Here is a 23794-nt window from a genome sequence, read left to right on the forward strand (position 1 = left end):
TATTGCAAATCATGGAAAGTGGCCCAATGACCTCCGTTTGGGGCTACGGTTATTGATTAATTTGGCCCAATGATCTCCGTTTAGCGCGGCAGGAAACCTTATTTTTGCCCCAATAACCTCCGTTTTAAACAGTGGAACCTGGAGATTGGCTTATTAAAACCGTTCTAGGCAAATTACTTTTGCTCATTTTGGCCCAATATCGCCGTTTTGACTGGCCCGGTATGCTCCGTTATGGGTGGCACAATGACCTCCGTTTTAGACAGCGATCGGTAAGTTGTTCGAATTCCCCTATCTACACCGGAAAAAACCGCCCCTTTTTAGAAGGCGGTCTCTATGATCTATATCAGCGCAACTTTACAATGTAACACTACCCGGTTACTTTTAAAGAATCTATAAGATCGTCCTTAAATCCCAAATGAAACTTCAACACTATAGGGCTTCCAGGGAATGTGCCAGACACCTTGGCTGTCAACACTGCCTTCGATCCGGACTGCTCATAATTGAGAGGTTGCATCGAAGATTGATAGGCCTCATTCGCATGTTCGATCCATTGGCGAATTTCTTCTTTGCCGGTATGCGTTTTGCCTTCATCATGCACACTGGCAGTATCTGTAAAACACGCCGCGTAAGCCTTGCTGTCGTAATTGTTCTGCGTCTCTATAAAACGTCCTACTACTTTTGGTAATTCCATGATAATATGATTAAGTTTTTAAATTGTTGGTATTGTTCCGCCGTCAATGACGAAATTTGTTCCGGTTAAGTAATTGGCTCTTGGTGAAACTAAAAAGCCAACAAATTCGGCTACTTCTTCCGGTTCGGCGGGCCTGCCGTAAGGTATTCCACCCAATGCATTCATGACACCTTGCTGAGCTTCTTCTACAGTACTATTTGCATTTCTTGCAATCTCGCCCAACCAGGCTATCGATGCTGTTGTATTTATCCATCCAGGCGAAACAGTTAGTACGCGAACGCCTTTGGGCGTGACTTCATTTGATAAACTTTTACTGTAATTGATTAATCCTGCCTTTGAAGCTGCGTACGGCAAGGTAGAATCGTATAGCGGCAATTTGCCCTGGATGGAGGCGATGTGAATAATAACACCACTTTTCCGCTCGATCATTTGCGGTAAAAATCCCCTGTCAAGCCTGACAGGAGCAAGTAAATTAGCTTGTAGGGTTGATATCCAATCCTCATCATTCAATGCTGAAAAACCACCGGCGGGTGTTGATGAACCACCAAGGTTGTTTACCAGGATATCCAGCCTGCCATAGGTTGACAGCACTTCGCTGATTACTTTTTGCGCATCTTCTGCCTTGCTCAGGTCTGCCGGCACAAAATAAAGGCCTGCATCTGCATGTTCGGGTTGGTTCCTCGCGGTAATAACCACCGTTGCGCCAGCTGCCTTTAAGCGTTCGGCGATTGCTTTTCCGGCGCCCTTTGTACCACCTGTCACTAAGGCTATCTTTCCAGATAATTCGTTGCTGTAGATGAATTGCTGTTCCATATTTCTTTGTTTGTAGTACAAATCTCGATACTACACAGATAGCAAACAATTACGGTCTTATGAATCAAATAGGGACAAATTTATCCGTATTGATCCCTTACCGGGTGTTGTTTATATTTGTAATTATGTACATGAAAAAGACTACTCCAATGCTCAATTGCGGGCTTGACCTGGTTGGTGAAGTATTGTATGGCAAATGGAAGATACGTATCTTATGGTTCATTCATCAAGGCACCCTTAGACCGGGTGAACTTCAACGGAAAATCCCCGACGTAACGAGACGGGTGCTGAATGTCCAACTGAAAGAACTTGAAGATCATGAATTGGTTACTAAAACGATCTTTCCGGTATTGCCTCCTAAGGTGGAATACCGTCTTACGGACTTCGGTAAAACACTTATCCCGTTGATTCAATCCATCGGACTTTGGGGCGACGAACATCAGGAGCGGCTCCGCAGGGTTATTTTGAAGCATAATGCAGCATCATTGGATGATATCGAAAATGCTTATAAAGAGGGGCCCTCGTTATTAATATGATTCGGGCTTATGATGTTGAATTGATATTTCTGGTAAATCTTGAAGCTGGTGTGAGATATGATCTTTTAGCTTAATGGTAGATGGGTGAGTTTTGTAATGATGCCGCTGGCTTGAATGACGTGTTGATTACTTGATGGTCTTACCTATTTTGAAAGTTGTGCCTTTGCCGGGGAAACTTTCATAAACATATTAAAAACGGGAGTTTTCTATCAACGCATAATATTCATAACGATAGCTATTTTTTATACCCCATGAATACAGCAGGATACTCAGCAACACCACTGGCTAAAAAATTGGGCATTAAGGATGGATTCGTAATTCGCCTGGTGGGTCAGCCACCATATTATTTTGATCTGTTTGAGGACATGCCACTCAACATCCAGATACTCGATGATACGACAAAATCCAAAAACCTTATTCATTATTTTACAAGGCAAGCAGACGATCTGCTCAGGGATATTCCATTATTAAAGAGAGAAATCCAAACCAATGGCATGATATGGATCTCCTGGCCCAAGAAGGCATCAAAGATCACCACTGATATTACTGAGGATGTAATCCGGGACCTGGCGTTAAGCAATGGTCTTGTTGACATTAAAGTTTGTGCGATAGATGAAATCTGGTCCGGCCTTAAATTGGTCATACCGGTAAAGGACAGGGCCCAAAAATAAAAAAGGCAAAGGCAATTAAAGGAATCCCCCCTGATAACAATGTCTTCGATTGATCGATCAGAATAATTCCAAGAGAATAAAACGCGGCAGCGCTAAACTTTGAAAGGAAGCAAACAATCAAAGGCCACCAGCATTTTTTTTATTTCCGCAACTCTTTTCCAGGCCCTGATGGATTAGCATTAACCCGGTGCCAGATGGCTCTGGTACTGGCTATCCGGGAAGAAATGCTATATGCTTAGCCGAGATCAGCTGGTTTTGCCTTGCTCCGATTGTTTACCTTCTGCTTCAGCTGTACCGCCCATTCGTTGACGTGGTTAAGCACAGGCTTTAACGTAAGGCCATCTTCTGTCAGGCTATATTCCACGGTAATCGGTACCGTATTAAAGGTCTGCCTGTATACGATTCCCGCCGCTTCCAGGTCTTTCAATTCTTTGATGAGCATTTTGGGTGAAATGGTCCCTATTTCCCGCTCCAATTCCTTAAACCGTTTCTTGCCGAAATACAGGATGGAAAGGATATGTAATTTCCATTTCCCGCCCAAAACCTGTAGAACAAATTGCAGTGACTCAAGGTTAGGTAAACAATTTTCCATATTTTTTTTCGATTCAACTAAATGATTATCAACCACACTAACTTTTTGTAAATTAGAATACTATCTGGTAACTACTTTCAAAAATAAACCTTCCTACCTGTCCACCCCTGGTGGGTTGCATTCACCCAGGTAAAGGGATTGCCGGAGGAATTATTGGAAGGACGCTTCGGTATTGTCCAGGAATGGATGTTTGATAAGATGCTAGTTAATAAAGATAGTATTAGCCACTTCGACAGAACAATTTATGCCAAAGCATATGATACCAGGGATGCAATCAGGGCATCAAGTGCCTGGTACCAAGCCTTTCCGCAAGATATTCAAGATATCAAAGTAATGCCACGAATAGAGGCCCCAACTTTAGGAATTGCAAGCTCTGGAAGCATTCAAATGTTAAAAGCATCACTTCCAAATTATATCAAGAACGCTAAGATGTGGTGGAAAATTCCGGTCACTTTCTGCAAGAAGAGCAACCACAAATAGTAGCGGACCTGATTTTAAATTTTTTAAATTCCAAACTTTAATAGCTACTATTACTTACAATCGGTACTCTGGCGTATCCCAACCCGGAATGCTGGTATTTTCTTAGTATCAGTCACATCAATCATCGATAATGAGATAGCTGATTACAATCTTACTTCAGTTTTGCCTATACTTCTCCTTGAACTTGCCCGGCGTGATACCGACCACCTTCTTAAACAGCCTTGTAAAATACGAAGGACTCTCGAACCCTAGCCCATAAGCGATACCGGCCACATTGTTATCGGAGGTCAGCAGCTGGTCCTTGGCTTCCTTTATCAGATAAATATGAACGTGGTCAATGGCGGTCTTACCTGTCTCCAGTTTGAGCACGTCGCTCAAATATCTGCTGGAGAGTCCCAACTCTCCGGCCAGGTAATTTACTGTCGGCAGGCCATTGCTGTTGTGGCGGCCGGAACTGAAATACTGCGCCAGCACCTCCTCGAATCTCCGGACGGTTGTGCCGGACAGGTTCCCACTCCTGTTAGCGAATTGCCGGCGATAAAAACGATCGGAATATTTCAGCATAGAGTCGATATGCGACAGGATGATCTCCCGGGTCAGCTCGTCGCGGGGATTATCGTACTCGTCCCTGATTCTGTGGTACAGGTCCCAGATAATAACCTCTTCCGATGGTGAGACGTGCAGCGCCTCATTGATCTCGTAATCGAAATACCCGTATCTTTTTATCTGTGTGTGCAGCGAATGGCCGCTGAGATAGTCCTCGTGAAAGAAAATGACAAACCCTTTTTCGGCGAACTGGATATTGCTGACTTCGATGATTTGCCTGGGCTTGGTAAAGACCATGGAGCCATTGTCGTAGTCGTACTTTGTTTTCCCATAAAGCATATGGCCTTCCCTGATCTTTTTCAGTGCGATCATGTAGAAATCACCGGTCAGGCGACCATCTCCGAAGGAATACCGCATCAGCTGCTCACAAGTCATCATGGATAGCAACGGATGTACCGGAGGGGGATAGCCGCTCTTTTGGTGTAGTTCCGCAATAGACATGTAATGACTGATCTTTTTCATGTAGTATTCTATGTAAGGTAAAATTAGGCGATTATCACGTATTTCTGTGCTATTCTTCCGTTGATATGGGCAAAGACCAGGCCGCCCGCCCCGCTAATTTTGCTTTGTCAAATGAATTGATCATTCAATGGAATAGAAGCATGGAAGAAAATCGTTTTTTGGATAAAGTCCTGGATCTGCATGGCGGCGTTACCAGGTGGAAATCGTTTAACAGCGTTCAGGCGCACGTCAAAATCGGGGGAGTTACCTGGAGCATCAAGGGACACGAAGGGGCGCTGGACGATGTCTGGTTTACGGGGCAGCTACATGAGCAACGGGCCAGCTGGAAAGGATTGTTTGGCGGGCAGCTCTCATCCGATTTCACTCCGCAAAAGGTCACCTTGCTGGATGCGAATGACGCCGTCGTCGAAGAGCTGGCCGATCCCCTGGTTTCCTTCAAGGGCCACCAGATCACTACGCCGTGGAGCAGATCGCAGCTGGCCTACTTCAGCAGCTATGCCACCTGGAACTATCTGACCACGCCGTTCAATTTTTTACAAGCGGGCATCGTCGTGAATGAGATGCAACCATGGAAAGACAAGGATGAGACCTGGCGGAGACTGGAGGTGCTCTATCCGGACCATATCGCTACGCACAGCCAACGCCAGGTGTACTATTTTTCGGAAGAGGGCTATCTGAAGCGCCATGATTACTGGCCCCGGGTCCTGGGCGGATCGTCTGCCACCCAGATCCTCGAAGACTACAAGGAGTTCTCCGGGATCAAGACGGCAACAAAAAGAAGGATCTATATCCTTGATGACAAAGACAACAGCTATCAGATGGAGCCAGTACTCGTATCGATCGATGTTCTCGATCTGAAGTTTCAATAACCGCTAAAAATACAACGATGGCAGTAGTCAAAAACAGTTTTGGCAACACACCTACGCAATATATAGAAATAGACGGGGTCGCATATGCATATCGTCGCCTTGGCACGCCAGCCGCAGTGCCACTGATCGGTTATCAGCATTTTACGGGTACCCTTGACAACTGGGACCCGGTCATAATTGATGGTCTTGCCCAATACCGCGAGGTAATCGTTTTCGACAATAGAGGCGTGGGCAATTCAGGGGGCAAGACGCCGGCGACTGTCGCGGAAATGACGGCCGATGCTATTGCCTTCGCCAGCGCTCTGGGAATAAGCCGGTTTGATGTGCTCGGCTTCTCGCTCGGTGGTTTTATCGCCCAGCAGCTTGCCGTGGAGCGGCCGGACCTGGTCAGGAAAATGATCATCGTCGGCGCGGCCCCACAGGGTGCAAAGGTGCTGCAGGCCTTTCCGCAGCTGATCGAAAAGGCAATGAAACTGGAGGAGGCCGAGCGCTTCCTGTTCATTTTCTTTACCGCCTCTGAAGAAAGCCGTGCAAAAGGCCGGGCTACCCTGCAGCGGCTGTATGCCAGAACGGAAGACCGGGACCGGACGACGGCTGCCGAGTCGGTGATGGCGCAATTGAGAGCGATTACGGCGTGGGGGACCGATCCGGTAACCATCGATCTTTCAAAAGTTGCCCATCCAGCGCTGATCGTCCAGGGAAGCAACGACGAGATGATGGATAGCGACAACTCCTATGTCTTGTTTAAGCAGCTGCCAAACGCGGTGCTCAGCTACTACCCTGATGCAGCCCATGGCTCTTTTTTCCAGTATCCAGAGCTGTTTGTCAACGAGGCCAATTTCTTCCTGGACCGGTATTAGGATCTGTTCTTCCTGTTTTCATTGACGTATTAAAGTAGAATACATTTAACTATGAACAGTTTAAAATATGAGTCCATTGACAACTTAAACATCCGTTCCGCTACCAGCATGGGGGGATTTTCCGAAACGGTTCTACTGCTAAGCCCTTTGCCAGAGAGCATCCGCGCATTCGAGCCAATTTGGGATAAACTAGCGTCAAGGTTTAACGTTATCGCGATCGATTTGCCGGGATTCGGTAAATCTGGAGGCAGGAAAGAACTGTTAGCTCCAAAAGCAATGGCCACATTCGTTCGGAAGGCCATCGATCACTTCGGAGGTGGCCCGATGCACGTCGTCGGTCCGGACGTAGGCTCAAGCGTTGCGCTGTTCATCGGGCAGGAAGATCCTGGGCGCATCCGTAGCGCCGTGGTGGGAAGTGCGGCCTGTGTATACCCAATAGAGTCCGACGGAATATTGACGACCATGATTATGGATCGGACAAACGACGAATTGCAAAAGTACAGTTCACGGGATATCATCAATGGCGCGCTCGCCAACATGAGTCATTATCAATTGACAGATGACCTTCGGGAAGATTACCTGTCTAGCTATGACAATGGAAGGTTCTGGGACACGATGTTGTTTTTGAAAGCCCTCCCGCATGAACTTCCAGGCCTACGCTTGAAGGACATTCAGACACCTGTGTTAATTATTTGGGGAAGGACTGACCCTCTGGCTATTCTTAAAAACGGAGAAATCCTACATCGTGAACTACCAAACAATCAATTTCATATTCTGGAATCCGGTCATTACGCCTGGGAAGATACTGCTGAAGAGTACGGCGACCTGTTGGTGAAGTGGATAGAAGGTGAATACCTGAAAAAATAATAACAATGAAAATCGTTAAAGGCTGGGCTCAGTTGGAGCCCAAAGGAAAATTAGTTCCAATCGAATACGAACTATCGCCGCTGAACAGTGAAGAGGTGGAGGTCGAGATAGACAATTGTGGACTTTGCCATACGGATCTGAACGCCCTCAATGGAGCATTCGGTTTGCCTTATCCAATCGTGGCAGGCCATGAGATAACCGGAAAAATTGTGCGTATCGGTGAAGTGGCCAAAACAAAAGGGCTGTCTGTCGGTCAAACGGTCGGCATCGGCTGGAATAAGGAAAGTTGCGGACATTGTGACCCATGTCTTAATGGAGACCCCCACCTTTGCACTACACTCAAGGCAACAATTCTGACGGGACACGGAGGATTTGCCAGTCGAATAAAGGCGCACTGGCTCTGGGTTATTCCGATTCCAGAAGGGATTCGGGCGGCCGACGCCGGGCCCTTGTTTTGTGCAGGAATAACTGTCTTCTATCCACTGCTGGCCTATGAGGCCAAACCTACCGACCGCATTGGTGTTTTTGGTATCGGCGGGCTGGGGCACCTGGCCGTGCAATTTGCCCGGGCGTGGGGAAGCGAAGTAGTGGCCTTTTCCTCAAGCACCGACAAGCAAGAGGAGATTGTCAAATTAGGAGCGGACTATGTAGTGACAAGCCGGCATACATCCGCGTGGGAAGCCCTGAAAGGCAAATTCGATCTAATTGTCATCACTGTGGGAGCTGCACTGGAATGGGATAAGATTCTGGAACTGCTGTCTCCAAAGGGACGCATGCATTTCGTTGGTATTCCCTTTGATGCAATACCGGTAAATGTTCTTTCGGTTTTGATACCACAACTCCATATTTCCGCGTCTCCGGGCGGGTCTCGATGGGCAATTGACAAAATGCTTCGGTTTGCCGCACGTCACAAGATCGCACCCATAGTTGAGCATTTTCCCATGAGTAGAATTAATGAAGCCATCGAACACCTGGAGTCCGGAAAAGCAAAATATCGTGTTGTGCTTGACGCTGATTTCTGACGCAAGAGGGATTCAACGCATGGGCGACCAGAATATCTAACGGCAATATCTTCGGGATTGAGCGCCGGTGGCCAAATAATATGAGCCGACTTTATCACCGCTAGTGTCTAAGAACTGTGTACTGATCAGCAGTTCTTAGACATTTTCATTTTAATGCACCAACGACCTGATGAATGATCTGCTAAAAAAATAATTTTCTACACTACTCATCGCACTCTGAAAAATCCCCTTATTACCGCTCAGTTGCGGTACCAAGCCTTTCCGCAAGATATTCAGGATATTAAAGTAACGCCACGAATAGATGCCCAAACTTTAGGATTACAGGAACATTTCTTCTGAATTGCAGGAATGTCCCTTTTTCTTTTGGTGAACAACTGCCTGACGAACACCAAATGAATGCTGGCCAGGTTAACAAGACTTGCCAGGAACTGAAAGGTATTTTCATCAAACAGCATTTGAAATATTTAAGATTGTCTGTTTTCAGCGGGTCGCACGCTTGTTGCGATTATTTACCTTCTGCTTCAGGTGTACCGCCCATTCGTTCACATGGTCAAGCACAGGCTTTAGCGTAAGGCCATCTTCTGTCAGGCTATATTCCACGGTAATCGGTACCGTGTTAAAGGTCTGCCTGTATACGATTCCCGCCGCTTCCAGGTCTTTCAATTCTTTGATGAGCATTTTGGGTGAAATGGTCCCTATTTCCCGCTCCAATTCCTTAAACCGTTTCTTGCCGAAATACAGGATGGAAAGGATATGTAATTTCCATTTTCCGCCCAAAACATGTAGAACAAATTGCAGTGAGTCGAGGTTAGGTAAACAATTTTCCATATTTTTTTGATTTAACTAAATGATTATCAACTACACTAACTTTTTGTAAATTAGAATACTATCTGGTAACTACTTTCAAAAATAAACCTTCCTATTTACTTTTACTTTCATTAAAGTATTAAAGAATGCTAAAAGGTAGAACGATTTTAATCACTGGCGGCGGATCGGGAATAGGTGAGGCGCTGGCAACGATTTTGTCTGCAGAAAATAAAGTGATCATTAATGGAAGAAATGAGGAAAAACTTAAAAAAGTTTCAGCAGCCGGCAAGGATATTTCTTATTATGTAGCAGACGTATCAAAGCCCGATGAAATAGACGGCTTATTCAAGCGTATGAAGGCAGACAACATCGTTGTTGATGTGCTGATCAACAATGCAGGGGTAACGGAGCCTTATTATATCGACAAGAAAATCATGACTTCATCGCAGATTTTTGAGAGAATAAACACAAACCTTTCCGGGGCTATCGCAGTTACACAACAATTCATCTGTCAGGCAGATCGCGCTGCGAGCAATTTAATTGTGAATGTCTCGTCGGCAATTGTAGCGTTCCCAGTGCCCGCCCAGTTGCTGTATTTCTCTTCAAAAAGCGGCTTACATGCCTTTACCCGGCTATTGAGATACCAGCTGAAAGACACTAATTTTAAGGTGGTTGAAGTCCTGCCGCAAGGGGTAGATACCGAAATGTCGAGGGGCTTGGGATATTCAGGGAAAGCTCCGCTGCCATCAACCTATGCCCGGGAAGTGATACGTAGTATAAATAAAGGCAAAACGGAGCATGCGTTCGTTGGCTTCACAACCGCCAGGCTATTTAATGCGTTGATACCGAATGCCACATTACGGCTGGTCGATAAAATGTCCCAAAAACTGTTTAAGCATTAATAATGGAGCAGCAAAAAGACTACAATGATGAATATCCGGTAAGCCATTACTAAAGATTATGGAAGAGACAATTGTTTCGCCTATTGATATAACCCCCAAATACCCGGACTTTTATATTGTATTTTAACTTGTCAGGACATGCTTGCGAGAATCTTTACCTCTTTAATAAAAATGCTCTAAAAATGTACTGATGGGGTTATGGAAAAGGTTTCAAAGCAAAAAAAAAGCCGCATAGATCAAATGATCTAGGCGGCTTCCATATTTCGTATTAAAAGATATTTGCCTCCAATGCAATGATTTGCGCCAAAACATGAGGAAATATTATGAAAGGTGTATGACTTGATGGTAGGGAATACAATCTTTGTATACCAGCGTCTTTGGTCATCTTTTGCTGAAGCGTGTACCCAATAGTATGATCATTCTGGCTAAAAACAAAGACCTTATTAGTTTTCCCAAACCGACCCTCCGTCAGTGTAACGGGAGTAGATAAAGGAGCTAAAGGTTCCGGTTTAAAATTATCAATTACATAGTCGGCTATGTGCGTTGGTGCATCCGCCAGAAAAACGTCGGCAATTCCCTCCTTCCTTATCGTTGCGCTCCCTGCTTTTTCATCAACAATTAGATTTCTGCCTACATGACTTTCTGCATCAGTCTGCGCAATGGACAGCAGGCTTTCTCCATTCCTGGGCACATAAGCGGCAACATATATTATCTTCGCTATTTGTGACGAAATTTGCTCCGCTACCTGGCTTGCAATGATACCTCCAAAGCTATGCCCTACCAGAACAATGTTCTGCTTGTCACCAATGGCTTTTTTAACTTGTTCTACATAAAGTTTAAAGGTAATGGCTGAAATTGCGGTATTATCAGTACCATGTCCGGGAAGGTTGACAGAAATAACTGAATTTCCGCCTGCAATTAAATCTTCAGTAACATGCTGCCAGTCATTAGACGATGACCACGCACCATGTACAATGACTATTGTCTTTGCGTTCTGAGCCTTATTATCTTGTGAAAAAGCAGTGGATGCAGAAAGCAAAAGCGCTGCCATCAATACCATTAAATTTCTCATATTATTTGATAATTAGTTTTTTGCTATTTGGCTAAGTAGGGATGTTAGAGTATCAGGTTGCGACAGGAATGGGCAATGGCCGGAGTTTATCTGATATACAGCTGCAACTTTACCGTCCTCAATCATTTTGTCCTGCAGATACGGCGATACAACATGATCCTGTAAGGTTTTGATGTAAACTTTTTCCACCGAACCAAAATTTTCCGCAGTCAGCGTTACAGCATTTATAAAAGGCTTTAATGGCTCTGGACGGTAATTTTGTTGAACAAGGCTTTGAACCTGGGGAGTGCCGTCCTGAATGAAAAGGGGGATGATTTCGTCCGGTTGTACATCAACTATAAAATCGTTGTAATTAAAAATCAAGGTACCATCTCCTCCAAGCTGGGAGTCAGGATCCATATGAGCCAATTCATCCAATGTTTGACCTGAAACAGGCAAATAGGCTGCTATGTATACCAGCTTTTCAATTTTTGCGGGCATTACTTCCGCAACTGAAGAAATCACCATTCCGCCAAGACTATGGCCTACCAGAATAACTTTCCCATCGATTTTAGAAATTGTATTAATTACTTTATCTCTATAAACATTTAATGTAATGTCAGCGGGAAGCGTCCGGTCATCGCCATGGCCGGGCAATTCAATAACAATCACCTTATTCCCCTTTTTTTCAAGATTGTTTTTCACTGTTTGCCATACGTAAGGTGCCTGCCATGCTCCATGGACAAGAACATAACTGCTGGCGGCAGGCGGCTGCTTATCATCTTTGGAGCAGGATGCTAACATAAACGCAAAAGCAACAGCGAGAAGTTGAATCAACTTTAGTTTTTTCTTCATTGTTAATAATTACAGTTTTATTTTTATTAAAAAAAAGCCATTGCGAACACCATGTTACATTGACTATTACGATAGTGCTTGTGACTTAACCAATGGTAAACTCAGGTCCGCAGCTTGTGACCTTGCAAGACTATATTTTGTTTATTATTATGCAAAGGAAGTGGTAATAAAACGAGATATACTTGTCCTAGGGCAAGTAATGAATTATAGTTATTCTTTAAATTGTCGCTCCATCCGCCATGTGATATATGACAGATAAGGAAAGTTAGTCGCCTCAATTAAACCTTTTAAATTGGGATGGAAGCTATAATGGGCAGGACGTGTCAGCTACAGAGGCTTGTCATGATAGAATCAGCATCACAATGTCAATACAAACAAAATGGACAAACAGGGATTAAAAAACTACATCATAAAAAATTTACCGTTCCCGGACCGCACCCTGAATGGCGTGGTTGAATACTTTGAAGAAATTACGTTTTCGAAAAACGATTTTTTTCTTAAGGCGGGAAAAGTCAACGACCGCTATTTCTTCTTGCAGAGTGGTTTTATGAGAGCTTTTACACACGATGTAGATGGCAAAGAAATAACTACTGCTTTCTACCAAAAAGACAGCGTAGTATTTGAGGTATCATCTTTTTATTTAAGAACCCCATCCACCGAGAATATACAGGCGCTGGCTGATTGCAGAGGCTATGCAATCAGCTATGAACAGCTGAATTTATTGTTGCAGGCTATTCCGGAATTCAGGGAGTATGGGGTGAAGATGTTGGCTAAAGAATATGTATTGTATAAGAAAAGAGCCCTGGAACTAATTAATCTTAGTGGTGAAGCCCGATATGAAAATCTCATCGCCAACAACAAAGAGGTGTTTCAATATGCGCAACTCAAACAGATAGCTTCTTACCTCAATATTACAGATACCTCGTTAAGCAGGATCAGACGTAAATTCTCAACGAATAAATAAAACTAATGAAAAAGATTATCGCAATTCTGTTGCTATACTGTATAGCATCCGATGCTGTAGCACAACAAGATAAAAATCAAATTTTTGAGCATATTGCAATATTACAAGGCGATACAATATCCTTTCCAATTACGCTGGTTGATGCCTTTCCCTTTATATCCGTTACAGTAAATGGAATAAAAGGAAAGTTCATGTTTGATACAGGACTTAAATCGGCCATTGAGATTAACGACAATGCTGTGAAACTACCTGCCAGTAAAAAGACAGGTACGGGCAACGTGGGCAGCGGGCAGTCATTTATTATGAATACAAATGATACCATAACAGAAGTCCGATTCCCTAATGACTTGACCTATCGGAACCTGCTCAATATTAAAAGCGCCAATTTTGATTTCCTGCAGAACAATATAACCACCGACTGTATTGGCTATATCGGTCATGACTTTTATGCTGGATACATCTTTAAACTTGATTATCTGAAAAGGAAAATTACCTTTTATAAAAACACGGAACTACGCAAATCGTCCAAAGACTTCCTGAGGGGAGAAAAGGTACTGGGCATCCTTAATTTTGAGACAAGGAGATTGCCCAACCATCCTTTAGTTCACGTTAAAATCGGGGATGTTGAATTACTTGGTTCGTTTGATACCGGTCAATATGGCATGCTACAATTGGAAAACAATGCTAAAAAAATCCTAACCACAAACGGACTCTTGACCGACATAGGACCGGACGGCCATAATGACCAACAGGTCAATGTAAATGGCATCGAGATCAACGGTATCTTCAGAACAACGCTGAAGGGCGTATATCCAGTGACTATGGAAGAAACTACACCATTTCGAAACGCGATTCGAATTACTGAGTCAAACTACATATGTTTTGGATTTAGATTCTTAGACCAATATAAAACTGTTTGGGACTATAATGATAACAAAATCTATATATTGGAAAAGTAAACACTAACAACCATAATAACTACCAGGTAATCGCGATTTTCCGCCATCCTGAGAGTGGGCAGTCATTTTTGTGCCGGAACAGTGTAGACGGCATTATAAAGCAAGGTGACCGCCTGCAGGCGGTCACCTTGAAAACCCGGGGATTTACATGTTTATGTCCTGGCGGCCCTGTAACAGAAAACTCAACATCTAACACTTTCCTTTGAGCATTATAAAAGCTGAATCCCTATATTTAATGATTTCAACAGCAGCATTCCTTATTCAAAAATTTTCTGCTTCTTATTCCATATCTGCCAATAATTCTCTTTTAATTCGGCACTCAAAAAAGAAGCATTGATCATTTCAAACACCGCTGTATTACGGGACCTAAACTTTTCGTAAATATTAGATCTTACTTTCTCGGGGATAGCAAGCACTACGGCAAGCGCCTCAAAATCCCTTAATTTGATATTTTTCTTTTTTCCGTTGAGTAATAATGCCATTTCTTCCTGATCCTTTGGATATAAGAGATTAACATTCAACAGATCGTATGCGGGGCTCAACGCAATGCCATTTTCCAAATGCAATAAAGAGAAGTTCTTCAGGTGCATATCATTGTTTCCTGTCAGATAACAGAAGACCAATAATTCAAAATATCTTAGAACATCAAGTCCCGGATTCGTACAATGTTGCAGTATCAATTTGCCAGATCTCTCATAAGATCCTTTATACTTATTCTCCGTTAGGAACTCCGACAGCTGACAAAAATCCTCAACATGAATCTTCTTACCCTTTGCTCTGTCAAAACGTCTTGCAATATAAACAAGTGTACCATTAGTAACCCTAAGCAAAGTATGGCTACATACAGTAATATCAAAAAGTTCTGCAAGGTGCATCGTAAGATCTTCCGTTTCAGGCATGGCGGGAAATTCCTTATGCTGTGGCTTCAGTATATATTCCTGCCATAGTCCCTCGATTGTGAGCCTGCCATCACCTTTGTTTTTTCCCAGTGTAACGGGTACCTTAGGCTGGACTCCCGTTACGGCTATATGTTTATTGATAGTCGTGGTTGCCAGATCTTCCAACAGTTGATCATCTAACTTTAGCGTTGGTATAACTTCCGTATTAAAAAAACGTCTCGCACATTTGGCGTGGTATTCCTGATTTGCAGCCTCTTTATAACAAAATAAACAATTAGGCATATTATTCAGTTTCATTTTCAGGCTCAATACTCACTGCACCAATGGCATCCCGACAGGCTAATAATAATAACTCAAAACGATCATTGCCCTTAACTTTCCAATGATCTTTAGCGATATCCAATAACCATCCCTCTGGAATTAATCCATCAAAAAAAGCGAACAAAGTTGTGCTATAATATGCCGCCTTTCTCAATGGCATGGTCAGACTTATTGGTTTTGCTGATCCCTTAGCTAAATACTCTGCATCATATGAGAAATGGTAGCCAGTATCTGATTCTGTAATAAATCCAGCCAGTAAGCTACCGTAAAATACCTTCCCTGTCTTACTCATGATTTCTTGATTTAAGGAGCGGCTATAAGCTCCATTCCAGACAAGAACAATAGCTGATTGACGTTATCCATACGCATAGATGGTTTGCCTTACGCCATTTCACGTATAAAGCCTAATCATAATTTCGATTTCAAGTCAATATCTCCCTGTGTAGTACTTTACTACCTCACTCACCAAAATGACCGGCATGGCATTCGTATAGTTTACAAAATCTGCACGGATCGCATCTCTGTTTGGAGCAATAGCCGCCTGATAATCAGTTAAGCTCTTTACATAAAATGTACCTATAGCCATAAATGGTAAGGGTTGGTTAGGAATACCACTTGAAAGCCCTTTTTCAATAGTATATTTAACCAGATTTGTGCCTAGAAAACCCGCAACCATGGGCATATGCTTAGTTTCATAATACTCCATATTGAAGGTTTTCCCCTCGGCATAAGGGTACATAATGGATATCTTAACCAAGCCTTTTTCAATAACAGTACTATCGTGTTTTGAGGATTGCCTTTGCTGACCAAATGCAGCAAAACAAGTGGCTAAAAGCAAGAATGATAAAATTAGTTTAGGCTTCATGATCAGTTAACTTTAGGTTACAAAATTTAAATTGGTCAATTATTTCCGTTTGTAGCGGCTAAGCGGAAAATTAAACGCGATAAAACCTCCGGCACTATTTTGATGCGGGGAAGGCTTACATAGTCTACTCTTACTTCACTAGAATAATATCTAAGTTAGTATAATATTCAGTTTGTTCCAGCTTTTTGGGTTTGCATTCCACCTTTCTTTTAAGCAATTAGTCAGCTTAGACATCCGCAGGATCAAACCAATCACCGTTTTGCATAACCGCATATAAATGCTTCACCGTAAATCGGGTAACAGGTTCATTATCGTTTCGAAACAATTCGTCCTCACTAAGCTCGAAATGTTCCCTTAGTGCTTCTTTTGAAAGAGAAAAGATGCGAAGATCAATGCCTGCGAATGAGAACTTAAAACGACGGGATACATCGAACAAGAATTCGTATGCTTCTTCTCCGCTAATATTCAAATCATCAAATAACATCGTATTCTCTGTAATGTCATACTGCGGGAATTTTTCCTGGATGAATTCAATCAGCGCTTCCATCGGCGGCAATGCATCAATTTCCTCTTCGCTCAAACTTCTCATATGTTGAACGAGATCAACTGCCTTCTGCATAGCGACTTTCAACTTTTTAAGATCGGGCCTTACAAATGCTATATGATATACTCTATACTGGGTCTCTCTTCCGCCTGTCACCGCAACTTTAAAGAAATTATCAGGATGTCTGATTTGTTCCCATGCATTCCCTATCCAGTCAATTGAAATGTAAAAGTTAAAAGCACGGTCTTTATACATTAATAACCAGATATCGCCCACCAGAATGCCGCGTTGGGATGATAGTGGCACGTTTTCCTCAAGAGGAAAATCTTTATATACTTTTCCATCAAAAACTTCTATTCCAAAATATCTCATAATATAGGACCAGGTTTCAAAGTTAACTAACAGATGGGATGAACCTGAAATTTATTCTACCCGCAAAAACACCAACACCTCCAAAATAAACCAACATATTTTTTTGCAATCCAAATAATTACACTAACTTAATATCCTCATTTTCAGACAGAACGAGTCATGTGAATCAATTGTAGCCCTATTAATTTTACACTCAAAATACCATAATCCCATGGAATCACAAACCACAATGAATCCGCTTCAAAGCGCGCTGATTGCCGTACAGCTTTGTAATGTAGCCGCCGATCATCACCCCGTTCAGAACATCGGTAATCTCGTACCCGGCTGGAAAATAGTCTGGAGCAGTGGCCAGACTACCGACCCCAATTACTCATTTGTAGCGACAAACACCACAGAAGATGTTTATGTATTGACCACCAGAGGCTCTGTTGCAGCAGATAAATTTTATTCTGACTGGGATGGCTTTGTTGACTGGATCATCGAAGACCTGGATGAAGCCTTGGCGTATTGGCCTTTTGCCAGCGCTAAAAAAATGCCTTGTGTCAGCGCTGGCGCTTACGTTGCATTCACAAGTATGCTGATGGCAAAGAATGCGCTGGGAGCCGGCGAATCGCTTCTTGATTTCCTGCTTGCCAAAGCCGTCGGCAGAGGTAAACAATTAATCATTACAGGTCATAGCCTGGGCGGTAATATCGCTAATGTCTATGCTTCTTATTACGTAGAAACCCTTAGACAAAAATCGATACCTGCGGATAATGTATCTCTCTTCACCTTTGCTGCACCGGCGTCTGGCAACAGCGACTTCGTTGACGATCTGGACAGCAAAGTTTATGTAGCGTATCATTATCAGAATACCAATGACGCGGTTCCCAACTTTCCAGTTGCACAAGGCCTCGCTGATACCAGCAAATTCTACGAGCCGAATACGCCGGACGCGGCTAATGTCATCGTAAAATTTAAAGATCAGCAGGCGACGTTGCAAGAGGTTTATCTGATATTGGCTGAACTATTCATGCCCTTTGATTACCAGCAACCAAAGAGAAACTATGTTAAATTTACCGCTGACCTCGATTTGAAATTCAAAGCCAATAACATCGATTCCTGGCTGCAGCAGGCAGGTATACAACATCAGCTTTTCGTTTACGCCGGATATCTTGGCGTAAAACTTCCACCAATCAATAAAGAAACACCAATCGCAGAGATGGCGGTTTAAAATTCCTGAATAATCTTTTCAACATTCGGACAATCCGGAACACAGCACCCGGCTTTTTGAGAATAGCCTCAAAAGGCCGGGTTTTCATTTGTTTCAGGTCTCCCTGTTCAACCATAAACCGCAATAAAGCTTACGTTTTACAGGTTAGTGGTTAGTCATTTTGAAACCCCGACGCTGCTTTCTTAAACCAGTTTAAGTAGATAGATTATTTTCCAATGGACCTTTGACACAGAAAACATCAATGTATGATACGGCCGTTCAAACTTCGTTTAGATGTCAGTATCTACACTGGCAGGTTTCTGTCTTGTGCATGACGTAGTAGGCGCTTCTTACGTAATGCCCATACCACCAACTTGGAAAGAAAGTATTTCTGCAAGCTATCATTCCTTCTTACAAGGAAGGATCTGGCGGCAGATGTATCCCATAATTTAAAAATAGTCATTATGAAAAAATTTGCATTTGTGCTTGTGGTATTGTCTACAGCATTTGCAGTTAACACAAAGGCCCAACATTCAACACATGATGAGGTAAGCAAACACAAACCTAAAGTGCTTTTTCAGAGAGAGATCACTTCCTTACCGGATGTTAAGGGACAAGAAGCTAAGGTAGTACTGGTAAATTTTGCTCCGGGTGAGGTAGCTGGCGCCCACAGGCATCCACAGGCAACAATTGGCTATGTGCTGGAAGGCGAAATAGAATCTACATTTGAAGGCAAGAAGTATGTCTACAAGGCTGGAGATACTTTCTGGGAAGAACCCAATGGCCTGCATAGTGAAACCAAAAATCCAAGCAAGACAAAAGAGGCCAAACTGTTGGTATTCTTTCTTGGGGCAAAAGGAACACCATTCCTTGTTCCGGAGAAAAAATAGTATGCCTGCAGAAAGGTAAACATACAAATAGATATGCAACACAGCTGGGTAAAATGAAGAAGACGCGATTGATCGCGTCTTCTTCATTTTACCCAGTAAGACCTGGCTGGCGCTAAGCATGTATCTATTGTACCGAGGGCGGTGGCGTCTGGCTTCCCCATTTCTCATTCGGTACATTGCCCATTTTCATCAGCAGCTTCCCTCCTTTCATTAGTTCGTCCCGGTACAGCCAGGCATTATCAAGCGGCTTACCGTTGAAGCTTGCCTCCTGTACATAAATATTCTCCTTGCTGTTGTTTTGTGTAATGATGTGAAGCGTTCTGCCATTGCCCAGTTTGATATCTGCGCGGTCAAACAGTGGACTACCCAATTGTATAACCGGCCGCTGGTCGGTAAGTCCTTTGACGTCAAACAATCCCAGGGAGGCCATTACATACCAGGAGCCAAGCTGGCCCTGATCTTCATCCTGCCCATATCCATAACCATGGATGCTTTCTGTGCCGTAAAACTCATCGCAGATAGCACGCGTCCATTTTTGTGTGAGCCAGGGCTTGCCGGAATAGTTAAACAACCAGCTGACGTGCAGGTTAGGCTGATTACCATGATTGTAATTTGCTTTTATACCGGCGAATGCATCGATCGTCTTACCTCCACCAAAACTATTCTCCCGGGCGGTATTGAAGATGTTGTCCAGGCGTGAGTTAAACTCATCTTTACCCATTGCGGCAATAAGGCCGGCAGGATTTTGCGGTACGTAGAATGTATACTGGACCGCATTCCCTTCCTGGAAACCCCGCCAGGGCTCCAGCGGATCAAATTTATCAATGAACCTGCCATCAGCAGTCTTGGGTTGTATCAGCTTCGATTCGGGGTTGAAAAGCATTTTCCACCCATTGGACCTGTTAATGAAATAATCATAATCAGCTGTTTTCCCCATCGCCTTGGCCATTTGCGCAGCAGCAAATGCGCTGTAACTGTATTCCAAAGTATGCGATGCTGAAAACCTTGATCCGGTGGCATCTGTTCTATCCTCCGCAAGAAAAGGCGAGTAACCGTACTTGTTAAAGGCTTCAACATCCAGTTTACCCGCTCCATCCGGCCTGTTACGCCCATCTATTTCGTTTGCTTTTATGGCCTTGTACGCCAGCTCAGTATCATAGTCGCGGATACCGCATTGATAAGCGGCAGCTATTGCCAGTCCTACGAAATTGGTACCGACTCCGGAAGTGAAATGGCCATTGGAGACGCCGTCGGCAAACCAACCCCTTTTTTGATAAATGTCGAGCTGTGAACGGACGTAATCATTATAATGCTCAGGATAAGCAAGCGCCCAGAGCTGCGTCAGGTTCCAGAATGCTCCCCAGATGGCATCGGTGTTATAAAGATTGGGTTGTCCGGCATCGTTAATAATACCCCGGCCTAACAATGCATGATACAATCCCGTGTAAAACTTGGTCTTATCCTTTGCATCCGGACCGCTTACAGAAAGCTTGCCCAGTTCCCGTTGCCAGATCTGTTGCGCACGTTTTCGGGCCTTTGTGAAGTCAAGACCTGCCTTTTCTGCTTCAAGGTTTTTCTTCGCGTTTAACGTAGACGAATACGAGAGGCCTATTTTCAGTTCGACAACTTCCTGATTTGTGGTGGAGAATTCAAGGAACAAACCAGCTCCCTTACCTTTACTTTCAGTAGTGTTTTCTTTCACCTCGCTGGCATTGAATGCCCCTACGGATGCAGGTTGCTTGCTGATCTCTCCATAAAAATACATGCTTACCCTGCCTTCCGGGTCGTATTTTTTAATGTATGCCGGGTAGGTGGTTACAAAGCCTTCAAAATGCGTCTCATCAGTCATGCTTACAGCAGCATCCAGCACCTCGCCGCTTTCCCCCTGCTTATTGCCAATATCCAGTATGATCCGGGAATCTGTGCTGGCGGGGAAAGTATATCTGTGGAAACCCACCCGTTCGGTCGCAGTAAGCTCAGCTACGATGTTATAATCTTCTAGTTTTACTTTGTAATATCCCGGTTGGGCAACTTCGTTTTTATGCCCGAACAAGGATCGATAACCGTTTTTGATCCCTTTTTCGGCGTCCTCCAGGGTTCCGGGTGTCAAGAGCCGACGCCCCGTTGCAGGCATCACCACAACGCCCCCCACCTGCCATTCATGAAAATGAGCGAATCCTTCTATTGACCGGTGCCTGGTATCATAACCAACAGCCTCCCAGCCACTGGGGTTACCATAGTGCCCGTTCGTGGAGGGAGCTAATTTTGCCATGCCGTGCGGCAAGGCAGCAGGTGTGTAAAAGAACCAGCGACTATGCGCAGTCCCGATGCCAGGATCTGCATATTGCAACAGGTTTTCCCGCTGGCTTACGCAGGAACTAAGAAAGACGATGAGTGCTAAAGTATATATATGTCTGTACATTCAACGTGGTTGTATGTACAAACATATAGCTTTAGTAGTTAAATGTCAAGATCCACCCCGTAAATTCCCGTTCACGTCGAACGTGAGGCGATAATCGCGCCTGTTACCCTGTATCATGATATACCATTCCTTTACATGTACAGCCTTGATATGACTAAAGTAAACATGCTGTATAGGTTTGGCGCCCTCAATCGTTTTTGATCTTTCCACTCCTATATCGTAGACCTTTTTTGCCGTACTGAACTTTATTTCATCCAGCGGCATCAGCAACATCTGGAGCGGAAAATGCCGGCTACCTGTAATCTTCACCGGCCGCTGTCTTTCCCATGCCCCATTACTATAGGTGTAGGTGTCGATATTGTCAGGATTGTCCGGATCCTGCAGATCGACAGATATCATACCTCCCCGGTAGTCATAAAAATAAAGGCCTGCCATAAAGAATAGTCTCTTTCCTTTAAAACCAGGCATATTATATAACTCCTGCTGAATACTGTCTAACAGGGCGGCATCGTCGAAAATGCTTTTAAAGCCCTGTTCCGCCTGGACTGCCGAAAAAGCGGTAGATGATGAGAAAATAGTAGATGAAGATGCATTGCTGGTCCCCATTGCATCGCTGTCACCTGCTTTTGTTTTATTGCGCGGTACAGGATGTAAAGTTTCATCAATACTTTTACGGGCCTCTTTACATGATGTTATCAACAAAAAAGTCAGTAGAACAATAAACGTATTATAAGGTGAGCTCTTCATAAAACACAATGTTTTCAGGTTCATCAGGTAGAAACATGATCTCTTTAGGACCTTTGTCCAGTTTATGAACATCCAGCAGTGAGACGATCTTTTTATAAACAGTTGCGTGCATGACACCCTGGTGGTCTGTATATTCGATTTCAAATTGTACCTGCGGCTGCTCATTAATATACATGCCCGTTTGTTCGTAGTTCTGGATGATACCTGTAGTCTTAAGGCCATACATGACCATGCGTAGCGGTTGGGCTGTATCGCCGGATGCTTTGCTGATAAATCCAAGCAGTACTCTCAGGAACAGAACAATGCCGATATTTATCAGCGGTACCGAGATCCAGGGATGCGAAAGCCTTAAAAAACGCCAACCGGCCCCCTCACTCTCCTGCGCATATGAAAAAACGGGGTAAACAATAGCAGCCATCAGGAGGATTAAAAAAATGAGTGAATAGAATAATACAATCCCCTTATTACGCGATACCTGCAGTGTTTTCGGAACAAACGTTATATCCCTCCCATTGAAGCTAACACTCATTGCAATAGTATTACCCACTTCATAACGTTTTTCAAAGGGCCTGCCATCATTCAACTCGTAGGGTACTTCCACCTCAGTACCGGCAAGGTTCCGGAATGCAAGCCTGAGATCGAGCGTAACAGCGTCGCGAATAGCGCCCCGCTTCACCTTCCGGACAATCTTTGCCACAATTGTAGTGCCTTCCCGGGCCGTTTTCTCCAAACGATATTTGTCTGTAAATACCAGCTTTATGAAAAAACGGCTATACATCCCGATAGCGATCAGCCAACTGAGAATACCGAGACCCAGGTAAAAAAAGGCAACCGTAGCGCTCTCCTGTGGTGGTTCATCTGCACTGCCGGTTGTATAGTAAAGAAAAGTCGGTAGTGCAATTGTAAAACCGAGTGTGTACAAAAGCCAAAAGATCTTACCCAGGTCCGCTTTATTCATAATGCTATTTTTATCATGTGCCCTAATACTGTCTCCTCGGTTAAAGTGTCATTTACCCGATAAAAGAGAATTTGTCCTCGAATATTTTTCCAAAAACAGGAACGGGCTTCAGCGCCCCGTTAACCGCGTTGATGATGCCCAGCACCCAGAAGATGGTGATCACAAGGCTAAGCAGGCTCAAAAAGGAAAGCGCAGGAATAATACCTGCAATAATGTTTAACACAATGCTGAAAAGCACACTGACAATGGCCAGTCCCAACGACTGCCGTAAATGATATTTTAGCAGCTTGTCTGCCCTGTCTTTACCGGAAAAATAAGCAACTGCCCAGCCGATCAATGTTACATAGGAGAGAATAGATAGTGTTTTTGTGTTCATGTTTAAATGGTTACGTGTGGCGTTATTACCGGTACAAAGGTGAACTGACATCTGCTCAACAGCAAACCTGACGCGGCTACGAAGCATCTACTTCCCTGCGTAAAGGTGTCTACAATACGACTACAGATTTCCTTAATTATTTATTAAACAGACGATTACGCATATCACAAAGCGCATTTCCTTCAATAGTTTTATCTGCCG

At 43.8% G+C, this 23794-nt stretch carries 27 protein-coding genes; 12 read left to right on the plus strand and 15 right to left on the minus strand.

From position 1 onward, the window contains the following. Window positions 1-367 precede the first annotated feature (367 nt). The gene (locus tag MYF79_RS31255; protein ID WP_247811733.1) at window positions 368-691 is read right to left on the minus strand and encodes a nuclear transport factor 2 family protein; all 324 of its coding nucleotides are present in this window, start codon (window positions 689-691) and stop codon (window positions 368-370) included. A gap of 18 nt (window positions 692-709) precedes the next feature. Continuing rightward, window positions 710-1504 (minus strand): SDR family oxidoreductase, encoded by a 795-nt coding sequence (locus MYF79_RS31260; RefSeq protein WP_247811734.1) that lies wholly within the window; start codon window positions 1502-1504, stop codon window positions 710-712. A 131-nt stretch (window positions 1505-1635) separates the two neighbouring features. Between MYF79_RS31260 and MYF79_RS31265 the strand changes: the two genes are divergently transcribed. Both MYF79_RS31265 and MYF79_RS31270 read left to right on the plus strand, forming a co-directional pair. Further along, window positions 1636-2040 (plus strand): winged helix-turn-helix transcriptional regulator, encoded by a 405-nt coding sequence (locus MYF79_RS31265; RefSeq protein ID WP_247811735.1) that lies wholly within the window; start codon window positions 1636-1638, stop codon window positions 2038-2040. A gap of 251 nt (window positions 2041-2291) precedes the next feature. Next, on the plus strand, window positions 2292-2711 hold the full coding sequence (locus MYF79_RS31270) for a hypothetical protein (protein WP_247811736.1): 420 nt from the start codon (window positions 2292-2294) through the stop codon (window positions 2709-2711). 235 nt (window positions 2712-2946) lie between these two features. Here MYF79_RS31270 and MYF79_RS31275 read toward each other — a convergent pair whose 3' ends face one another. Next, window positions 2947-3303: a winged helix-turn-helix transcriptional regulator gene (locus MYF79_RS31275; RefSeq protein WP_247811737.1), complete on the minus strand. Its 357-nt coding sequence runs from the start codon at window positions 3301-3303 to the stop codon at window positions 2947-2949. Between the two features lie 138 nt (window positions 3304-3441). Between MYF79_RS31275 and MYF79_RS31280 the strand changes: the two genes are divergently transcribed. Next, window positions 3442-3783: a hypothetical protein gene (locus MYF79_RS31280; RefSeq protein ID WP_247811738.1), complete on the plus strand. Its 342-nt coding sequence runs from the start codon at window positions 3442-3444 to the stop codon at window positions 3781-3783. 156 nt (window positions 3784-3939) lie between these two features. On the opposite strand, the gene MYF79_RS31285 is transcribed toward MYF79_RS31280, so the two are convergent. Then, complete coding sequence (locus MYF79_RS31285; protein ID WP_247811739.1) at window positions 3940-4851, minus strand: helix-turn-helix domain-containing protein; 912 nt, start codon at window positions 4849-4851, stop codon at window positions 3940-3942. 65 nt (window positions 4852-4916) lie between these two features. Here MYF79_RS31285 and MYF79_RS31290 point away from each other — a divergent pair, with 65 nt between their 5' ends. Genes MYF79_RS31290 through MYF79_RS31305 form a run of 4 tightly spaced genes read left to right on the plus strand, consistent with a single transcriptional unit; the run spans window position 4917 to window position 8469 of the window. Beyond that, window positions 4917-5720 (plus strand): hypothetical protein, encoded by an 804-nt coding sequence (locus MYF79_RS31290; RefSeq protein WP_247811740.1) that lies wholly within the window; start codon window positions 4917-4919, stop codon window positions 5718-5720. A 17-nt stretch (window positions 5721-5737) separates the two neighbouring features. Beyond that, entirely contained in the window at window positions 5738-6580 is an 843-nt protein-coding gene (locus MYF79_RS31295; protein ID WP_247811741.1) for an alpha/beta fold hydrolase, read from the plus strand. Window positions 6581-6631: 51 nt separating this feature from the next. Then, window positions 6632-7447 carry an alpha/beta fold hydrolase gene (locus MYF79_RS31300; RefSeq protein WP_247811742.1) on the plus strand — a complete coding sequence of 272 codons (816 nt, stop codon included), beginning with the start codon at window positions 6632-6634 and terminating at the stop codon, window positions 7445-7447. Between the two features lie 5 nt (window positions 7448-7452). Further along, a complete protein-coding gene (locus MYF79_RS31305) occupies window positions 7453-8469 on the plus strand; it encodes an NAD(P)-dependent alcohol dehydrogenase (RefSeq protein ID WP_247811743.1) in 1017 nt (338 codons plus the stop codon). A 480-nt stretch (window positions 8470-8949) separates the two neighbouring features. Here the strand turns inward: MYF79_RS31305 and MYF79_RS31310 are convergent, their stop codons facing one another. After that, window positions 8950-9297, minus strand: coding sequence for a winged helix-turn-helix transcriptional regulator (locus MYF79_RS31310; protein WP_247811744.1), 348 nt, complete (start codon window positions 9295-9297; stop codon window positions 8950-8952). A gap of 125 nt (window positions 9298-9422) precedes the next feature. On the opposite strand from MYF79_RS31310, the gene MYF79_RS31315 reads away from it, so the two are divergent. Continuing rightward, on the plus strand, window positions 9423-10178 hold the full coding sequence (locus tag MYF79_RS31315; RefSeq protein WP_247811745.1) for an SDR family NAD(P)-dependent oxidoreductase: 756 nt from the start codon (window positions 9423-9425) through the stop codon (window positions 10176-10178). 268 nt (window positions 10179-10446) lie between these two features. On the opposite strand, the gene MYF79_RS31320 is transcribed toward MYF79_RS31315, so the two are convergent. Together MYF79_RS31320 and MYF79_RS31325 are read right to left on the minus strand one after the other, a co-directional pair. Then, window positions 10447-11250, minus strand: coding sequence for an alpha/beta fold hydrolase (locus tag MYF79_RS31320; protein WP_247811746.1), 804 nt, complete (start codon window positions 11248-11250; stop codon window positions 10447-10449). Window positions 11251-11262: 12 nt separating this feature from the next. Further along, window positions 11263-12084, minus strand: coding sequence for an alpha/beta fold hydrolase (locus MYF79_RS31325; RefSeq protein ID WP_247811747.1), 822 nt, complete (start codon window positions 12082-12084; stop codon window positions 11263-11265). 379 nt (window positions 12085-12463) lie between these two features. Between MYF79_RS31325 and MYF79_RS31330 the strand changes: the two genes are divergently transcribed. Both MYF79_RS31330 and MYF79_RS31335 read left to right on the plus strand, forming a co-directional pair. Next, a complete protein-coding gene (locus tag MYF79_RS31330; protein ID WP_247811748.1) occupies window positions 12464-13048 on the plus strand; it encodes a Crp/Fnr family transcriptional regulator in 585 nt (194 codons plus the stop codon). 5 nt (window positions 13049-13053) lie between these two features. Beyond that, window positions 13054-14007, plus strand: a complete 954-nt coding sequence (locus MYF79_RS31335) for a hypothetical protein (protein ID WP_247811749.1) — start codon at window positions 13054-13056, stop codon at window positions 14005-14007. 257 nt (window positions 14008-14264) lie between these two features. On the opposite strand, the gene MYF79_RS31340 is transcribed toward MYF79_RS31335, so the two are convergent. From MYF79_RS31340 to MYF79_RS31355, 4 genes are all read right to left on the minus strand, one after another. Further along, window positions 14265-15203 (minus strand): HipA domain-containing protein, encoded by a 939-nt coding sequence (locus tag MYF79_RS31340; RefSeq protein ID WP_247811750.1) that lies wholly within the window; start codon window positions 15201-15203, stop codon window positions 14265-14267. Continuing rightward, complete coding sequence (locus tag MYF79_RS31345) at window positions 15190-15519, minus strand: HipA N-terminal domain-containing protein (RefSeq protein ID WP_247811751.1); 330 nt, start codon at window positions 15517-15519, stop codon at window positions 15190-15192. Before MYF79_RS31345 ends, MYF79_RS31340 begins: the two co-directional genes overlap by 14 nt. Before the next feature lie 135 nt (window positions 15520-15654). Further along, on the minus strand, window positions 15655-16092 hold the full coding sequence (locus tag MYF79_RS31350) for an EthD family reductase (RefSeq protein ID WP_247811752.1): 438 nt from the start codon (window positions 16090-16092) through the stop codon (window positions 15655-15657). 226 nt (window positions 16093-16318) lie between these two features. After that, window positions 16319-17008 carry a DUF1493 family protein gene (locus MYF79_RS31355; protein ID WP_247811753.1) on the minus strand — a complete coding sequence of 230 codons (690 nt, stop codon included), beginning with the start codon at window positions 17006-17008 and terminating at the stop codon, window positions 16319-16321. A 211-nt stretch (window positions 17009-17219) separates the two neighbouring features. Here MYF79_RS31355 and MYF79_RS31360 point away from each other — a divergent pair, with 211 nt between their 5' ends. Then, window positions 17220-18221, plus strand: coding sequence for a lipase family protein (locus MYF79_RS31360; RefSeq protein ID WP_247811754.1), 1002 nt, complete (start codon window positions 17220-17222; stop codon window positions 18219-18221). 443 nt (window positions 18222-18664) lie between these two features. Next, window positions 18665-19090, plus strand: a complete 426-nt coding sequence (locus MYF79_RS31365; protein ID WP_247811755.1) for a cupin domain-containing protein — start codon at window positions 18665-18667, stop codon at window positions 19088-19090. Window positions 19091-19214: 124 nt separating this feature from the next. Here MYF79_RS31365 and MYF79_RS31370 read toward each other — a convergent pair whose 3' ends face one another. From MYF79_RS31370 to MYF79_RS31385, 4 genes are read right to left on the minus strand one after another with little or no spacing between them, the layout of a single operon-like run. Next, on the minus strand, window positions 19215-21512 hold the full coding sequence (locus MYF79_RS31370; RefSeq protein ID WP_247811756.1) for a GH92 family glycosyl hydrolase: 2298 nt from the start codon (window positions 21510-21512) through the stop codon (window positions 19215-19217). 45 nt (window positions 21513-21557) lie between these two features. Beyond that, on the minus strand, window positions 21558-22259 hold the full coding sequence (locus tag MYF79_RS31375) for a hypothetical protein (protein ID WP_247811757.1): 702 nt from the start codon (window positions 22257-22259) through the stop codon (window positions 21558-21560). Further along, window positions 22240-23217 carry a hypothetical protein gene (locus MYF79_RS31380; RefSeq protein WP_247811758.1) on the minus strand — a complete coding sequence of 326 codons (978 nt, stop codon included), beginning with the start codon at window positions 23215-23217 and terminating at the stop codon, window positions 22240-22242. Before MYF79_RS31380 ends, MYF79_RS31375 begins: the two co-directional genes overlap by 20 nt. Before the next feature lie 52 nt (window positions 23218-23269). Beyond that, entirely contained in the window at window positions 23270-23593 is a 324-nt protein-coding gene (locus MYF79_RS31385; protein WP_247811759.1) for a DUF4870 domain-containing protein, read from the minus strand. Window positions 23594-23794: the final 201 nt, after the last annotated feature.

The organism is Chitinophaga filiformis (assembly GCF_023100805.1).
Classification (GTDB): Bacteria; Bacteroidota; Bacteroidia; order Chitinophagales; family Chitinophagaceae; genus Chitinophaga; species Chitinophaga filiformis_B.

Excerpts from the sequence above, each read along its gene's own strand:
- MYF79_RS31255 (WP_247811733.1), bottom strand. The coding sequence starts at position 691 with ATGGAATTACCAAAAGTAGTAGGACGTTTTATAGAGACGCAGAACAAT.
- MYF79_RS31260 (WP_247811734.1), bottom strand. The coding sequence starts at position 1,504 with ATGGAACAGCAATTCATCTACAGCAACGAATTATCTGGAAAGATAGCC.
- MYF79_RS31265 (WP_247811735.1), top strand. The coding sequence starts at position 1,636 with ATGAAAAAGACTACTCCAATGCTCAATTGCGGGCTTGACCTGGTTGGT.
- MYF79_RS31270 (WP_247811736.1), top strand. The coding sequence starts at position 2,292 with ATGAATACAGCAGGATACTCAGCAACACCACTGGCTAAAAAATTGGGC.
- MYF79_RS31275 (WP_247811737.1), bottom strand. The coding sequence starts at position 3,303 with ATGGAAAATTGTTTACCTAACCTTGAGTCACTGCAATTTGTTCTACAG.
- MYF79_RS31285 (WP_247811739.1), bottom strand. The coding sequence starts at position 4,851 with ATGAAAAAGATCAGTCATTACATGTCTATTGCGGAACTACACCAAAAG.
- MYF79_RS31290 (WP_247811740.1), top strand. The coding sequence starts at position 4,917 with ATGGGCAAAGACCAGGCCGCCCGCCCCGCTAATTTTGCTTTGTCAAAT.
- MYF79_RS31295 (WP_247811741.1), top strand. The coding sequence starts at position 5,738 with ATGGCAGTAGTCAAAAACAGTTTTGGCAACACACCTACGCAATATATA.
- MYF79_RS31300 (WP_247811742.1), top strand. The coding sequence starts at position 6,632 with ATGAACAGTTTAAAATATGAGTCCATTGACAACTTAAACATCCGTTCC.
- MYF79_RS31305 (WP_247811743.1), top strand. The coding sequence starts at position 7,453 with ATGAAAATCGTTAAAGGCTGGGCTCAGTTGGAGCCCAAAGGAAAATTA.
- MYF79_RS31310 (WP_247811744.1), bottom strand. The coding sequence starts at position 9,297 with ATGGAAAATTGTTTACCTAACCTCGACTCACTGCAATTTGTTCTACAT.
- MYF79_RS31315 (WP_247811745.1), top strand. The coding sequence starts at position 9,423 with ATGCTAAAAGGTAGAACGATTTTAATCACTGGCGGCGGATCGGGAATA.
- MYF79_RS31320 (WP_247811746.1), bottom strand. The coding sequence starts at position 11,250 with ATGAGAAATTTAATGGTATTGATGGCAGCGCTTTTGCTTTCTGCATCC.
- MYF79_RS31325 (WP_247811747.1), bottom strand. The coding sequence starts at position 12,084 with ATGAAGAAAAAACTAAAGTTGATTCAACTTCTCGCTGTTGCTTTTGCG.
- MYF79_RS31330 (WP_247811748.1), top strand. The coding sequence starts at position 12,464 with ATGGACAAACAGGGATTAAAAAACTACATCATAAAAAATTTACCGTTC.
- MYF79_RS31335 (WP_247811749.1), top strand. The coding sequence starts at position 13,054 with ATGAAAAAGATTATCGCAATTCTGTTGCTATACTGTATAGCATCCGAT.
- MYF79_RS31340 (WP_247811750.1), bottom strand. The coding sequence starts at position 15,203 with ATGAAACTGAATAATATGCCTAATTGTTTATTTTGTTATAAAGAGGCT.
- MYF79_RS31345 (WP_247811751.1), bottom strand. The coding sequence starts at position 15,519 with ATGAGTAAGACAGGGAAGGTATTTTACGGTAGCTTACTGGCTGGATTT.
- MYF79_RS31350 (WP_247811752.1), bottom strand. The coding sequence starts at position 16,092 with ATGAAGCCTAAACTAATTTTATCATTCTTGCTTTTAGCCACTTGTTTT.
- MYF79_RS31355 (WP_247811753.1), bottom strand. The coding sequence starts at position 17,008 with ATGAGATATTTTGGAATAGAAGTTTTTGATGGAAAAGTATATAAAGAT.
- MYF79_RS31360 (WP_247811754.1), top strand. The coding sequence starts at position 17,220 with ATGGAATCACAAACCACAATGAATCCGCTTCAAAGCGCGCTGATTGCC.
- MYF79_RS31365 (WP_247811755.1), top strand. The coding sequence starts at position 18,665 with ATGAAAAAATTTGCATTTGTGCTTGTGGTATTGTCTACAGCATTTGCA.
- MYF79_RS31370 (WP_247811756.1), bottom strand. The coding sequence starts at position 21,512 with ATGTACAGACATATATATACTTTAGCACTCATCGTCTTTCTTAGTTCC.
- MYF79_RS31375 (WP_247811757.1), bottom strand. The coding sequence starts at position 22,259 with ATGAAGAGCTCACCTTATAATACGTTTATTGTTCTACTGACTTTTTTG.
- MYF79_RS31380 (WP_247811758.1), bottom strand. The coding sequence starts at position 23,217 with ATGAATAAAGCGGACCTGGGTAAGATCTTTTGGCTTTTGTACACACTC.
- MYF79_RS31385 (WP_247811759.1), bottom strand. The coding sequence starts at position 23,593 with ATGAACACAAAAACACTATCTATTCTCTCCTATGTAACATTGATCGGC.